Source organism: Giesbergeria sp. (assembly GCF_028686475.1).
Lineage (GTDB): Bacteria > Pseudomonadota > Gammaproteobacteria > Burkholderiales > Burkholderiaceae_C > Simplicispira.
The window spans coordinates 1-14582 of record NZ_JAQUCA010000017.1 but is presented as its reverse complement, the minus strand read 5'-3'; the positions used below and the strand labels follow the sequence as shown (position 1 = coordinate 14582).

Here is a 14582-nt window from a genome sequence, read left to right as displayed (position 1 = left end):
TTCAGTCAAAGAGCATCTGTGCTTGGCCAGATGACTCATTTGGAACCGTAATCCATTGGTTTTGCCCACTGTCCTTGTCAGTGTGGTTAGCTTGTAAATTCGCTGGCACTGAGGCACTTAACTGATCTGAAACAGATGTGTGGCGCAGGTTCTCAAGAAATTGCAACATACGCTGTGTTTCGACTAATGGATTGCGGAACCAGTCTGTTGACCAAATACGCCAAATCTTATTGCGCCAGCCCAAGCTTTCCAAGATTTCTTGTCTGATGCGATCTCGGTCTCGCACCGAAACGCCAGAATGGTATGAGGCACCATCGCACTCAATGGCTGCGAGATACCCTGAAAGCTGGTGGGGATGCCGAACCGCAATGTCGATTCTGAACCCAGCTACACCAAGCTGGGGTGTGACTTCATAGCCCTTGGTGCGAAGTACATCCATGACGGTGATCTCAAAATCACTGTCCGGGGGAAGCCCCGTCTCTTTGTCAACAGAAAGTACACCATTACGCGCAAACTCAAGGTAGTTGCGTAATGCCCGAGTACCTTCGGGTGTACGACTGTCAGAAACAATGTCTTCTGGTTGCATTGAGCTGTACACAGCGACTGCTTTGCGGGCGCGCGTGAACAATACGTTTAGCCGCCGCCAGCCCCCTTCACGGCTAATAGGCCCGAAATTTTGGCGCACCACTTCCGTCCCTTTGGCTTTACCGAAGGTTGTGGATATCAAGATGCAGTCACGCTCGTCACCCTGAACGTTCTCTAGGTTTTTCACGAATAAGCTTAAGCCTTCAGCCTCCCATTTTTCTTGGAAGTGGGCAGCCTGTGGCAGGTTATGCAGACGTTCTTCTAAAAGTTCTGCAACCAAATCTCGCTGTTTGATGTTCAGCGTGACGATGCCCAGCGAGTCATCTGGCCGGTGAATGATATGGTCTACGGCTGCGTCCACTACCCGATGGGCCTCGACATGGTTCATCTGGTTTTCGTAGATACCATCTTGCACGTACTGGTAACTCAGACCTAGCGATTTGCTCTGTGGAAACGGTGAAGGGAACACCACCAAGTTGCCGCGATAGAAATGTTGGTTAGAAAACGCAATCAGTGACTCATGGCGGGATCGGTAGTGCCAGCGCAATGTGCGGACAGGTTGGAAGTGAGCGATACACACATCCAAAATACTCTCTGCATCAGATGTCACCAGCTGGCCTAAGCTGTCTCCGTCGCCATCTGTAAGCGACATGCGTGAGAAGAAAGACGTGGGCGGCAATTGCTTGGGGTCACCCACCACTACCAACTGAGCGCCACGGGCAATCGCGCCAATGGCTTGTTCGGGGCGCAACTGCGATGCTTCGTCCATCACAACGATGTCGAAATGGAACTGCCCCGGCTCCAGAAACTGCGCTACTGCCTGAGGCCCCATCATGAAGCATGGTTTCAGCTCTTGAATGGCTTTGCCTGCGCGTTTCATGATTTGCCGCACTGGCACACGAGGCCGTTGTAGGGAAATTAGGTGTTCAAGGAGCTTCATTTCTGTTTTGTCACCTACCCGTGCTCCATGCTGGCCTATTGGTGGATCGCTTTGCTCTTCGCATGTCTGCGCCACTTGTAACCCTCGTAGCTCGATGATTTGCTTGTCTAACGCAGCAAACTCTCTACGCACCGCGCTGTGCCGAGTTCCGCTGAATTGCTTGAGGGCGGGGATTCTGTCAAAGACCCCTTTAGCAAGCGTTGCATAAAAGCGATAGGCGAACGCATGTTCCAGCAGTGCCGGTGCCACCATACCATTTTCAAGACCTCGCACAAATTCATCTAAACCAAATGCCAAGGCTTGCTCTCGGGTAGCGACATACTGCACCCAAGCAAGCAGACTGCCGAGACTCTCTGCAGCAGTTTGTGTTTTCCTTGCTAAGTCAGAGGCATATGTGGAGTTTGCTTTGTTACTGGGGTTAACCCATTGTGTTGGCTCGAAGCTGCCATAAGCAGACATCGCCTTGCCAAAATCGATACTGTCTTGCCATCCTTGCTTGATGCCTGCCGTGTATTTTTTGAGCAATGCGTAGTTCTCTGCACACTGCTCAGAAATCAGCACGCTTTCGATGACTTTGGGCAAGCCAGCCTTTTTGACCAAGGAGCCATAGGTGTGGGCGGCAAGTATTGGCACCAAATTAGTTTGTACTCCCTCGAACCGTGGGCCTATCAGTAACTTGGCGGTTGTATTAGCTTCTAACTGCGCTTCTAGGTTTGGTATTTCTTGACTGGCTTGCAGCGCAATCAGCCCTTGTTGGAGAGACACACTTGGTAGCAAGACACTCTGAGCAAAGTCATGGCTTGCCAAGGCTACTTTGGCCGCATGTCTCCAAGTTTCGATTCTGAGGAGCCATGCGGGTGCATCAGTGTTTTTGAGCACATCGGGTTGAGCATCCGTCAGAGCTGTGCGTGCAAGGATTTGAAGCTCGTCTAAGGAGGTCAAGCCGTGGTCTATGTCCGCCGTATTTGCCCGTAATGATTCGAGGACAAGCTGCTTTGCTGTCAGCGGGTCAAATGTTTCAACTGGTACGCCTGCGCTGTCGAGAATAGTCCGAGCTTTGGCTAACCATTCTGCCAGTGCGATGAGTTCGTCAAAAGGTGTTTTTTCAGCATCAAACCACACTCCGGCAATTTCTTTCAGGGTCTGGTCATTTTTCAGCTCGTTTCGTACCGAGTTGAGTTGAACAAGTAATTCCAAGTCTTTCAAGCAAGCAGCGCTAGACCGCTTGGCCTTGTTACGAGACAGCGCCGTGTGCAATCTTCGTGCTTTACGCCATCTACCTTGAAAAATTCGATACCAAGCGTCGCCCTCACGAAACGTACGAACAGCCTCTATCAGTTCTGGCTCGGGCGGCAGAGCGTCTAGGTACATCAGACTCTCTGCTTGCGCCCTCACATCCAAAAAAGCTGTGCTTTTTGCCAAGCCTTCTTTGAGCTTAATTACCGCGATGGGCAGATTCAGTCCGGCATGTCGGTAGTTCAGAATCTCCATCGGTGTATTGACAGCAACCTTTGCGGCTGCCTTTAGCACTGCCAAGTCGGAGCTTTGGTCTGTCAGTGGAAGCCCTGCATTCTGGGCGGTTTGCTGCAACTTTCTGAGGGCATCATCGGCTAATCTGGCTGCTTTCGATAGTTGAGCGCCTGTTTCTGACAGACTTGTCCACCATGTATTTTCCAAGCCGAAAATCTTAGCGTCCTCAACCTGCTGTTTGGCCGTTGCCAAAACATCGTCGCAGGCAGACACCGGATTTTGAAGTCTCTGAGAAACTTGCTTTGATAGCTCTCCAAGTCGCGAAAGTTGGATTTGAATGCTTTGCAACAGGGCAAGACTGTTGCGCCCTGTTGGATCATCTACCGGAAACAACTTTGGCAGATAGGTAAGATCTGCCTCGCTTACATTGGTTGGCGCAATCCTGTCAAGGATGTCCAAGAGCTTCTCGGCACCTTGAGCGCTGAGGTTGAGGTTGCCGCCACCCAGAAATTCCGCAGCTTCATAGGTTGTCTGAGCAAAAGCAGTAAAGCGCTTGGCGTAGTCATTGAGCATTCGCTGGACAGTCAAGTCTTGTTCTGGGGACAGATCTTTTGGAAAAAATCCCCATAAAGAGTGCTCAGGCCCATAGGTTCCAATCAAGTCCAGCTGGGTGGCAAGATGGCGAAGGCAGTCGCAAATATCAGCAAACAGAACCGGGGATGTTCTGGGGGCAGCGAAGTATTCAACTGCTTGAACGGCTTGTGCAGACTCTCCCCCTTGCAAACGGTGTCGCTCTGCACGCCACATGATTTGGTGCAGAGTCAGGTCAAGCTGATTCCCGACTTTGGTGTTCATCAAGTCAGCATAGGCTTTGAGTTCCTTGCGCTTTTCCTCATGGCGTTGCAACAAATCTGGCAGATCGTGAGCTTGTGGGAGATCTAAACGAATTCTGGCATCTAAGTCTTCAAGAATCCGTTTTTTGTTGGTTTTGTTGCTGTGCAATTCAAGCACGAATGGCGATAGCCTTGCCTGCGTGAGCCTAGACTTGACAACTTCTAAGGCAGCAAGCTTTTCAGCGACAAAAAGAATTTTTTTGCCAGCTTGAAGCGCTGTCGCAATCAGGTTGGTGATGGTTTGCGATTTGCCTGTGCCGGGAGGGCCTTCGATAATACGGCTATGACCTTCAAGAATGTCAATCAGGGCACTGTGTTGCGAACTGTCCGCGTCAAAGATCAGCGGCAGATCCCCTTTAGGGTGCTCATCGATTGGGTATTCATCGGCGTATTGGGGTTCACCATCGGATGGTTTTCCTTCAAACACCTGTTTGATCAAAGGATGCTCAACGAGAGAGTTGAATTGTCCTTCTTGACACCATTTGTTTGGATCCAGATCACGCACCAATAGCATGTTGCTGAATGAAAGGAGTGTCAAAGTCAACATGGGCTTGACGCTCCAGTCGGGCAGCCGCCTCACGGTTTGGTTGACTCGCTCTAGGTAGTCCTCTGCGGATTCATTGCCCTCTGGATCGAATTCGGGTAAGTTGAAACCGACGTCACGCTTGAGCTTTTCTCGTAGAGACAAGTTGTCAGAGACTTCTTCTCCGGTGTGATTGAGGTAGAAGCTGGAGTATTGTCCCTTGTCGATTTTCGATATAGATACTGGAATGCACAGCAGCGGCGCTAGATAGCGCTTTTTGCTGTTGGGGGCTTCAGGGAATTCGAGGAACCCAGCCACCAAGTAAAGCATGTTGGCACCAGTTTCCTCAATGGCCAACCTAGCCTCGCGTTCGAGCTTACGGCAGTGCTTTCCTAAGTCTTCGGCGTAGTAAAGGGTTTGCAGGTCAGCTGCACTCAGAGGATAGAGCCCTGCTGTTTCTGTGAATATGTAGCTGGTCGGAATGCCGAGACTGGTGGCCCAGTCTTTTGAATCAGGTCTGGCTAAACGGCCATTTTTTTGTACCCACTCGTTTCTGTCCGGTTCCGGGAGTGGGGTGATGGCGACGCGGTTGTTTTGTTCAGTTAGCCGTTTGAACGTACCGTCAATCGTGCTATGTACAAACTGCAAGGACTTGCCCGGACTGTGCTTGAAATTAACCAAGCGGTTGCGGCCAGTCATGTCCAGCAAACGCAGTCGTAATTCCTTGAGGACAGCCTCAATCGGCACTTTTCCGGAGAACAGTCCGGACTGGGATGCTTGATGAATATCTGCGTTGTGTTCTAGAATTTCTGGCATCAAATACATCCTTTCTGGCAAGCCGGAGTGGCAAGCGTTTTACCGGAATGGGATGGTGCCTGCCGCCCGCGCAGCAAACTCGGCCCGCAGTGCGCGCAGTTTTTCGCGGTAATCTTCTTGCACTGGCGCTTGGTTGAGCTTCATTTCGGCAATAAAGCGGCTCGGTTGTGCTTTGACCATCTCGCGCCCTTTTTTGCGCTTTTTGCTCCAACCCACGGTCAGCGTTCGTTGGGCGCGGGTGATACCCACATACATCAAGCGGCGCTCTTCTTGTAGGCGTTGTACCATCTCGGCCCCGTCCTCGTCCTCATCGAGCTTGAAGGGCAACATGCCCTCAGTCACGCCTGCCAAAATCACATGCGGCCACTCTAGCCCCTTAGAGGCGTGCAGGGTAGACAGTGTCACCATGTCTTGGTCTTTTTCGCGCTCTGAGATGGTGGACAGCAAAGCGATGGTTTGCGCTACCTCCAGCAGGCTTTTACTTTGCGTGGTGATGACATCGCCTGCGGCCTCGTCCAGTTCACCACCGGCGCGCTGCGCCATCCAATCGCAAAAATCCAGCACATTGGTCCAGCGGGCAGCGGCTACTTTTTCGCTTTCTTCGCCCTCGTAGAGGTGCTTTTCGTAGCCTATTTCTTGCAACCACTCTTGCAGAAAAGTGCGTGCCGCCTCGGCCCCGTGGGTGTGGCGGGCGCGGTATTCCAAATCATTGATATAGCGGCCAAACTCGTGCAAGTCTTCTAAGGCCCGTTTGGGGATGGCGGCCGGTAACATGCCATTGAACAGTGCCTCAAACATGCTTTGCTTGTGCTGGCTGGCAAAGTTGCCCAATTGGCTTAAGGTGGTGTGACCAATGCCGCGTTTGGGACTGCTGATGGCACGTAAAAAGGCCGGGTCGTCGTCGGCGTTAATCCACAGCCTAAACCAAGCGCACAGGTCTTTGATTTCGGCGCGGTCAAAAAAGCTGGTGCCACCCGAGACTTTGTAGGGAATATTGGCCTTGCGCAGTGCCTTTTCAAACGGTTTGGCTTGGTGGTTGGCACGGTACAAAATGGCAAAACTGCGCCAATCGGGTGGTGGATTACTGCTGGCACGCAGGTTTTGGATGCGTGCCACGGCGCGCTCGGCTTCGTGTTCTTCGTTGTCGGCATCGACCACGCGCACCGGTTCGCCTTCGCCCAATTCCGAAAACAGGGTTTTGGGGAACAGCTTGGGGTTGGGCTGGATGACGTTATTGGCCGCGCGCAAGATGGCACTGGTGGAGCGGTAGTTTTGCTCCAGCTTCACCACCTTGAGTGCCGGAAAATCTTGTGGCAGCTTTTTTAGGTTGTCTAAGGTGGCACCGCGCCAGCCATAGATGCTTTGGTCATCATCGCCCACGGCGGTAAAGTGGCCGCGTTCGCCCACCAGCAATTTGAGCAGCTCGTATTGGGTGGCGTTGGTGTCTTGGTACTCATCCACCAGCACATGGCCCAACAGGGTTTGCCATTTGGCACGCACCTCTGGAAAATCGCGCAGGAGTTTCAGCGGCAGGCTAATCAAATCGTCAAAATCGACGCTTTGGTAGGCACTCAGGCGCTCTTCGTAGCGCGCCATGAGTACGGCGGTGCTGCGTTCTTGTTCATCCTGTGCTTGTGCCAAGGCTTGGGCGGCGTTGAGACCCTGGTTTTTCCAGCGACTGATGGCCCATTGCCACTGCCGGGCGGTGGCGGCATCGGTGGTGCCACCGGCGGCATCTTTGAGGATGCTGGTCACATCGTCGGTGTCCAAAATGCTGAACTGCGGTTTGAGGCCCAACCTTTGGCCATCTTCGCGCACCATACGCACCCCGAGTGCATGGAAGGTGCAAATCAGCACCTCTTTGGCCCGGCGGCCAATCAAGCCTTGGGCGCGCTCGCGCATTTCAGCGGCGGCCTTGTTGGTAAAGGTGATGGCGGCAATGCGGCGCGGGGCCAGTCCCTGTTCAATCAAATGGGCAATTTTGTGCGTAATCACACGGGTTTTGCCCGAGCCAGCACCAGCCAGCACCAAACAAGGGCCGTGGGTGTAGTGGACAGCCTGAAGCTGGGCAAGATTGAGACCAACAGACATAAAGCGGAAGCAGGGAAGAAGGCAAGCAAAAGCGCGCGCAATGATACCCAGCAAAAAAATGTCTGCTTTTTGCCACGCTGCAAAAAAATCCTGTTACGCACGGTGGCAATCGCTAACATAGTTGTCGATTGCTTTTATAGGTGTTTAGCGCCTGTAGGGTAGTCTTTTTCTATCAACTTACCATTAACTTACGCCTTTTTTGAAGAGGCCCTTCCATGAAAAAGACCATTGCACTGACCGCATCTGCCCTGTGGCTGGTTTTCAGCAGCAGCGCTTTCGCCGCCACTGATTACAATCGCCCTCCCTCTGATGATGCCCAATACCGCCAGTGCCTGCGCTACGCTGCCAAGCTCTACGAGGGTGGCGACGAGGCCAGCCCCGTGCGCGGTCAGACCAAGGCCCAAGCTTGGTGTACCTGCATGTGGAACGAAACCCCCGATGATTTTGCAGGCAACTTGGTGAAATTCTCCGAGTCTTCCAAAGGTAAATCGACCAACCGGCTGTGTGAAAAGCACGCTGATTGGCAAGAGTGATGGGTTAAAGGTGTTAGCCCGCCAAGTGGCCGGGGGCTGATACCAAGGTAGTCAAAGGCAACTGGTGCAGTTCTTGCAGCAATTGCACCAGTGCCTGCGCGGCTGCTTGGACTACCGCCCGACCTTTATCGGCAGTGGCGGCAGCGGCATTGCCCACTGCACCTGCTGGGTGGTAGTCTTGCATGGCCCAACCCAGTTTGGCGCTTTTGCCATTGCCCAGCAGCGCATAGTGTTGCGAGCGCTCATAAGAGCTTGATGGGAAGTCTTGCGCCCGTTCCATGTGTACCGTCTCTGGGGCCAAGTGCAACATCATAGAAGTCTCAATATCCCCAGCATGGATGCCAAAGCGGTGTTCGTGCGCGCTGAATTGTCCGGATACCGCATCGGGCAGCGGCAGGCTAAACCAGCTGGCGCTATACACCAGCAAACGGCACTCTTGGCGCAATTGCCGCGCCACAATATCCATCACACTGACTTGGCCGCCGTGGCCGTTGAGCAGCAGCAGTTTCCGTACCCCCGCACGGGCCACGCAGTGGCCGATTTCTGTCCATACGGCGATTAAGGTGGCTGGCGAGAGGGTCAGGGTGCCAGCAAAATCACGGTGTTCGGTGCTGAGGCCGAGGTTTTGCGCTGGTAAAAATAACACTGGCAATTCGGCGGGTAGTTGTGCCAGCGCGGTATCTATCACCCCTTGCAGCAAGGCGGCATCTACCGAGAGTGGCAGATGTGGCCCATGCTGCTCTATTGCTGCCACAGGCAACACGGCCACAATCTCTTGCGCCATGCCGCTGGCCTGAAGCTGGGCAAAGTCGTGTGTAGAAAGCGCGGCCCAAAAACGCGAGGGCAAGCCGTGGGCAGAAATAAAAGGGGCTGGTGGGTGGCGCATAACGGGGATTGTCGGCCCTCTCGGCTACCATGCAACGGCCCACCCCCGTTGCCATTGGCTGGAACCAAACGGATGTCTGTGGCTCCGACTGACCACCATGCTGCATCCTCTTTTTTTTCGATTTTTCTCTATTGTGTTGTGGCTGGCTGCCAGTCTTTGTAGTCCGCTGGCGCTGGCCCAAGCTGGCCTGAGCGCAGCTACCAGCAGCGTCGTTACCACGCCCCATGTGCGCGCTGAACTCATCGCCCACGCCCCGCAAGGGATTGCACCGGGCCAACCGTTGTGGCTAGGGCTGCAACTCACGCACCAACCCAATTGGCACAGCTATTGGAAAAATCCCGGCGATTCTGGTTTGCCCACCGAGCTGCATTGGGAGCTACCCGCTGGCTTAGACGCTGGCGAAATCCTTTGGCCCGTTCCGCGCCCCATTCCGGTTGAAACCTTGGTCAACTATGGCTATGAAGGCCAGCTGCTGCTGGCAGTGCCCGTGCAGGTAACGCCGCTGTTTAAGCCGCCCTTGTTGGGCAGTGGCAACATCACCGTGCGCCTGCGCGCCAGCTGGTTGGTGTGCCGTGTGGAATGTATCCCCGAAGAAGGCCAATTTACCTTGGCGCTGCCAGTGCAGGGTTCCACAGCCTTGCACAGCGCTGCTTTTGAGCAGCAGTTGGCTACCCAGCCTGTTACTTTGGCGGGCGAGGCCAGCGCCCAAGTGGATGGCGAACATTTGCAAGTGCGTGTGGCCGGTTTGCCTGCCTCGGTGCATGGGCAAACCTTGTTGTTGTTACCAGAGACTCCCGCTGTGTTGCAGCATATGGCGCAAGCAGACCCGCGTTGGACGCAAACTTGGGACGGTGCCATCTGGACTGCCCGCCTGCCCCTCTCGCCTGACCGAGGGGAAAACATCAGCCGTTTGCCTCTGCTCTTGGTGGTTGAAAGTACCTATGCCCCCGGTGCTACTTTGGCAGGTGCAGCTTGGCGCATGCTGGCCTCCATCCAAGGCCAATGGACCCCCGCCGCCCGTGCCGAACTGTCGCCAGCTTTGGCTGCCGCCTTGGCCAGCAACCCGGTTGCTCCACCTCCCGCCGTAGCAGTGCCTGCAAGCACTTGGCTCTTGGCCTTGCTGGGTGGTTTGGTGGGCGGCATGTTGCTCAATTTGATGCCCTGTGTGTTTCCCATTTTGGCGCTGAAGGTGGTGGGATTTTCTCGCCACGGACAGGAGCGGCGGGCGCAGCGTTTGGCCGGTGCCGCTTATACCGCTGGTGTGGTGTTGTCGTTTCTGGCCTTGGGCGGGCTGCTGCTGGCTTTGCGTGCTGCTGGCGAGCAACTGGGTTGGGGTTTTCAGTTGCAATCGCCTGCCGTGGTGGCCGCGTTAGCCGCTTTGTTCACCCTGATGGGCCTCAATTTGGCCGGGTTGTTTGAGTTTGGCCAGTTTGTGCCCTCTGGCTTGGCCAGTATGCAGGTGCGCCATCCCGTGGCCGATGCTTTTTTATCTGGCGTGCTGGCCGTGGCTGTGGCCTCGCCTTGTACGGGGCCGTTCATGGGGGCTTCGCTGGGCTTGGCGGTAGCGTTGCCTAGTTGGCAGGCGCTGGCGGTGTTTGCTGCACTGGGTTTCGGGATGGCCTTGCCCTATCTGCTGGCGGCTTGGATTCCCGCCGTGGTGCGCTGCCTGCCCCATCCAGGGGCTTGGATGCAAACTTTCCGCCAGGCGCTGGCTTTTCCGATGTTTGCCACGGTGGTGTGGTTGGTTTGGGTGTTAGGCCAGCAAACGGGCATGGATGGCGCTGGTGCCTTACTCTCCTTGTTAGTCGCCTTGGCTGCACTGGTGTGGGCATTTGCTTTGCCGGGGCGTAGCCGTTGGTGGTGGGGCGGTATATTGCTGCTGTGGAGCGGTTGGCTGTTGGTGGTGCTGGGGCCTTACATCACCCAATCCAAGCCTATCCGGGCCAGCGTAGAGAACACTGCACCCAACGATGCCAGTCAAGCCCATTGGCAGCCGTGGTCGGTGCAGCGCGTGGCTGAATTGAGTGCCGCCGGGCAGCCGGTGTTTGTGGATTTCACGGCGGCATGGTGCGTTACCTGTCAATACAACAAGCGCACCACCTTGGCCGATGCCAGTTTGCTGGATGATTTTGCCGCACGTAAGGTAGCCTTGTTGCGCGCCGATTGGACACTGCGCGACCCTGCCATCACTGCGGCCCTGACCCAACTGGGCCGTAGTGGAGTGCCAGTTTATGTGCTCTATGCACCGGGGCGTGCGCCGGTCGTATTGACTGAAATACTCAGCGTGCAAGAGGTACGCACGGCTTTGCAGGCGCTCTAACCTGATGGCAGCGCTACCATCCCTGCACCCCTGATGGTTCCTTAAAAATTGCCTACTGTTATGCCCCATCTGCAAAATTTAGACAACTCAGACCAGCACTTGCGCGCCATTTTCGCGCCATGCCGCACCATTGCTGTGGTGGGCCTATCGCCCAAGCCGCACCGCGACAGCTACCACGTCGCCCAGTACCTGCAACAGCAAGGCTACCGCATCGTGCCCATTAATCCGGTAGCCGCCCAAGCGGGCGCATCCATTTTGGGCCAGCCCTGCTATGCCAGTCTTAGCCAAGCGGCCCAAGCCCTGGCTGCCCAGCACATTCACATTGATATGGTGAACGTGTTTCGCAACAGTGCCGATGTGCCACCTATTGCCCAAGAAGCCATTGCCATTGGCGCACCATGCCTGTGGTTGCAATTGGGTATTCGCCACGACGAAGCCGCCGCCCAAGCCCGTGCCGCTGGTTTGCAGGTAGTGCAAGACCGCTGCACCTTGGTAGAACACCAACGCCTGCACGCCACAGGCCCATTCTGAGATGCGTTTTTGGTCTTTTTTCCAGCGCTGTGCTTTGCGCGCTACCCTCGCAAGTTTGTGGGCCGTAGGAGTTAGCACGCCCGTTGGGGCGGCACCCGAAAGCCCGGTGTCCTCCCCCACAGCAGCTTCGGTCACGCCAGAATGCCAAGCGCTGGTGCGCCGCTTGCCCAATGTCACCTTGGCCCAATGCCAGCAAGCTGGGCTGAACGCCAGTGCCGCACGCTCGGTGCAAGGGCGGCGCATTTTGCTCACCGATGTGTTACCCACAGAAACGCCACAACTTCGCGTGCTGGTCCTTGGCGGTATGCACGGCGATGAGCCTTCCTCCTCCTCGGTGGCTTTGCATTGGTTGCACTGGGCGCGCGACGGTGCTTTTGCACTGCCCCAGCCGGTACATTGGCGCTTTATTCCGGCCCTCAACCCCGATGGCTTGTTGATGGCGCGGCCTCGGCGCACCAACGCCAACGGGGTGGACTTAAACCGTAACTTCCCCACCCCGGAATGGGAGCGCGATGCCCCACGCTATTGGGCGCAACGCACCGGTAAAGACCCACGCCGCTGGCCCGGCAAAGTACCCCTGTCCGAGCCAGAAAGCCGCTACCTGCACAAGCAGATGCAGCAATTCAAGCCGCACCTCATCGTCAGTTTGCACGCGCCCTATGGCGTGTTGGATTTTGATGGCCCCATCACGCCGCCCTCACGCTTAGGCCGACTCTACTTAGACCAAGTAGGCATCTACCCCGGCAGCTTGGGCCACTACGCGGGCGTACACAAAGCGATGCCCGTAGTCACGGTAGAGTTGGCCAGTGCCAAAACCACCCCACGCGAGGCCGAAATGCGCCAAATGTGGGTCGATTTGCTGCGCTGGATGAGCGAGCGCCTCATGAGCGCCCCCTTAGGTCGATAACGCCGTCCAGCGCTCCAAGGCCGCCATCAACGCCTCTTCAATTTCACCTTCGCGGGCGTGCAAAGCGGTGGCGCGGGCGGCATCGGTGCTGTACAACGTGCCATCAGCCAATTCCGCCTGAATACGGCTTTGTTCAGCCTCCAAGGCTGCAATTTGCTGCGGCAACTGCTCCAACTCGCGCTGCTCTTTGTAGCTCAATTTGCGCTTGCTGGCGGCTGGTTCGCGTGCTGTGTTGGCAGCTTCTTTGGGAGCCTCGGGGGTTTTTGGGGGCGCTGCCACCGTAGCGTTTGCGTTAGCAGCGGCAATCTCGCGGCTGCGGCGCGACTGCACCAGCCAATCTTGCACGCTGCCCTCGTACTCCCGCCACAGGCCATCGCCCTCAAAAGCAATCGTGCTGGTCACGACATTGTCCAAAAACGTCCGGTCGTGGCTGACCAAAAACACCGTGCCCTCGTAGCTTTGCAGCAAATCTTCTAGCAAATCGAGCGTTTCAATGTCCAAATCGTTGGTCGGCTCATCCAACACCAACACATTGGCCGGACGGGCAAACAAGCGCGCCAACAGCAAGCGGTTGCGCTCCCCCCCCGACAGCGAACGCACTGGCGAATGCGCGCGCGCTGGCGAGAACAAAAAATCGCCCAAATAACTCTTCACATGCTTGCGCTGGTTGCCAATCTCAATCCACTCGCTGCCGGGGCTGATGAAATCCTCCAGCGTGGCATCCAAATCCACGGCATGGCGCATCTGGTCAAAGTAGGCCACCTGCAAGTTAGCCCCTTGCCGTACCCGGCCACTATCAGCGGCCAACTCGCCCAAAATCATCTTCAGCAGCGTCGTTTTACCGGCACCATTCGGGCCAATCAAGCCCACCTTGTCGCCACGCAAAATCGTGCCACTGAAATTGCGTACCACGGTTTTATCGCCAAAAGTCTTGGACACATGCTCCAGTTCGGCCACAATTTTGCCGCTGGGCGCACCCGAGGCCAAATCCATCTTCACACTGCCCAAAGTCTCGCGGCGTGCGCTGCGGCGCGCGCGCAGGGCTTCTAAACGGGCAATGCGGCTTTGGCTGCGCGTGCGTCGGGCCTCCACCCCTTTGCGAATCCAAACCTCCTCTTGGGCCAGTAACTTGTCGGCTTTGGCCGAAATGGTTTCTTCTTGCGCCAGTTGTTCCTGCTTGTGCAGTTGGTACTGGGCAAAATTGCCGGGATAAGAACGCAGATTGCCCCGGTCTAGCTCCACAATGCGCGTGGCTACATTGTCCAAAAAACTGCGGTCATGGGTAATCGTCACCACGCTGCCCGGAAAGTCCAGCAGCAAACCTTCCAGCCACTCAATCGAATCCAAATCCAAATGGTTGGTAGGTTCATCGAGCAGCAGCACATCGGGCCGTGTCACCAGCGCCTGTGCCAAGGCCACCCGTTTTTTGGTTCCGCCCGATAAATCACCAATGCGTGCCTGCGGGTCCAGGTGCAGCCGTTGCAGGGTTTCTTCCACCCGCTGCTCCCAATTCCAAGCGTCAAAGGCTTCAATCTGGGTTTGCAAAGCATCCAAATCGACCCCCTCTTTGCCCTCCAGATACTCCTCACGCAAGGCAATCACCGTGGCCAAGCCTTCCGAGGTGGCCTGAAACACCGACGTATCCGCATCCAGCTCCGGTTCTTGCGCCACATAGGCAATCCGAACGCCTTGCTGCACATGCTTATTGCCATCATCAGGCTGGGCCAGTCCCCCCAAAATTTTCAATAAAGAAGACTTGCCAGCGCCGTTGCGCCCAATCAAGCCCACCCGTTCCCCCGTCTCCAAAGAGAAGTTAGTGTGATCTAGTAGAGCCACATGCCCGAAGGCCAGCTGCGCGTTAAGTAAGGTAATCAGTGCCATACGTCCGATTATCCGTGCCCCGTCCCCTAGGTGCGCTACCACCGCCCAGCAGCAGCCTTACCCAAGCTGCTAAAACGCGAAAGCGCCAAAAACCCCTGCTACAATCACGCCCTTGCTGCCAACCAAGCCCTTCTGTCACAAGAAAAGCAACTGGCAGCAAGTGGGTTTTGGTTTGATGCAGGTTTCCAGTGTTGGCAAAGTTTTTT

Annotated in this window: 8 protein-coding genes; 4 read left to right on the top strand and 4 right to left on the bottom strand. The window is 55.7% G+C overall.

Translation table 11 applies throughout. The annotated features are described in order from the left end of the window. Position 1: 1 nt before the first annotated feature. Both PHX60_RS11320 and PHX60_RS11315 read right to left on the bottom strand, forming a co-directional pair. Positions 2 to 5227 (bottom strand): DUF4011 domain-containing protein, encoded by a 5226-nt coding sequence (locus tag PHX60_RS11320; protein ID WP_300077543.1) that lies wholly within the window; start codon positions 5225 to 5227, stop codon positions 2 to 4. A 39-nt stretch (positions 5228 to 5266) separates the two neighbouring features. After that, positions 5267 to 7318, bottom strand: a complete 2052-nt coding sequence (locus PHX60_RS11315) for a UvrD-helicase domain-containing protein (protein ID WP_300077540.1) — start codon at positions 7316 to 7318, stop codon at positions 5267 to 5269. A gap of 215 nt (positions 7319 to 7533) precedes the next feature. Between PHX60_RS11315 and PHX60_RS11310 the strand changes: the two genes are divergently transcribed. After that, positions 7534 to 7851 (top strand): hypothetical protein, encoded by a 318-nt coding sequence (locus PHX60_RS11310; RefSeq protein ID WP_300077537.1) that lies wholly within the window; start codon positions 7534 to 7536, stop codon positions 7849 to 7851. Between the two features lie 13 nt (positions 7852 to 7864). Here PHX60_RS11310 and PHX60_RS11305 read toward each other — a convergent pair whose 3' ends face one another. Next, a complete protein-coding gene (locus tag PHX60_RS11305) occupies positions 7865 to 8737 on the bottom strand; it encodes a creatininase family protein (RefSeq protein ID WP_300077534.1) in 873 nt (290 codons plus the stop codon). A gap of 97 nt (positions 8738 to 8834) precedes the next feature. On the opposite strand from PHX60_RS11305, the gene PHX60_RS11300 reads away from it, so the two are divergent. The 3 genes from PHX60_RS11300 to PHX60_RS11290 are packed head-to-tail and all read left to right on the top strand — an operon-like array spanning position 8835 to position 12495. Then, positions 8835 to 11057: a thioredoxin family protein gene (locus tag PHX60_RS11300; protein WP_300077531.1), complete on the top strand. Its 2223-nt coding sequence runs from the start codon at positions 8835 to 8837 to the stop codon at positions 11055 to 11057. 60 nt (positions 11058 to 11117) lie between these two features. Next, entirely contained in the window at positions 11118 to 11588 is a 471-nt protein-coding gene (locus PHX60_RS11295; protein WP_300077528.1) for a CoA-binding protein, read from the top strand. A gap of 1 nt (position 11589) precedes the next feature. Next, positions 11590 to 12495 carry a DUF2817 domain-containing protein gene (locus PHX60_RS11290; protein ID WP_300077525.1) on the top strand — a complete coding sequence of 302 codons (906 nt, stop codon included), beginning with the start codon at positions 11590 to 11592 and terminating at the stop codon, positions 12493 to 12495. On the opposite strand, the gene PHX60_RS11285 is transcribed toward PHX60_RS11290, so the two are convergent. After that, entirely contained in the window at positions 12484 to 14376 is a 1893-nt protein-coding gene (locus PHX60_RS11285; protein ID WP_300077522.1) for an ATP-binding cassette domain-containing protein, read from the bottom strand. The two genes, PHX60_RS11290 and PHX60_RS11285, sit on opposite strands and share 12 nt — an antisense overlap. Positions 14377 to 14582: the final 206 nt, after the last annotated feature.

Excerpts from the sequence above, each read along its gene's own strand:
- PHX60_RS11320 (WP_300077543.1), bottom strand. The coding sequence starts at position 5,227 with ATGCCAGAAATTCTAGAACACAACGCAGATATTCATCAAGCATCCCAG.
- PHX60_RS11315 (WP_300077540.1), bottom strand. The coding sequence starts at position 7,318 with ATGTCTGTTGGTCTCAATCTTGCCCAGCTTCAGGCTGTCCACTACACC.
- PHX60_RS11310 (WP_300077537.1), top strand. The coding sequence starts at position 7,534 with ATGAAAAAGACCATTGCACTGACCGCATCTGCCCTGTGGCTGGTTTTC.
- PHX60_RS11305 (WP_300077534.1), bottom strand. The coding sequence starts at position 8,737 with ATGCGCCACCCACCAGCCCCTTTTATTTCTGCCCACGGCTTGCCCTCG.
- PHX60_RS11300 (WP_300077531.1), top strand. The coding sequence starts at position 8,835 with ATGCTGCATCCTCTTTTTTTTCGATTTTTCTCTATTGTGTTGTGGCTG.
- PHX60_RS11295 (WP_300077528.1), top strand. The coding sequence starts at position 11,118 with ATGCCCCATCTGCAAAATTTAGACAACTCAGACCAGCACTTGCGCGCC.
- PHX60_RS11290 (WP_300077525.1), top strand. The coding sequence starts at position 11,590 with ATGCGTTTTTGGTCTTTTTTCCAGCGCTGTGCTTTGCGCGCTACCCTC.
- PHX60_RS11285 (WP_300077522.1), bottom strand. The coding sequence starts at position 14,376 with ATGGCACTGATTACCTTACTTAACGCGCAGCTGGCCTTCGGGCATGTG.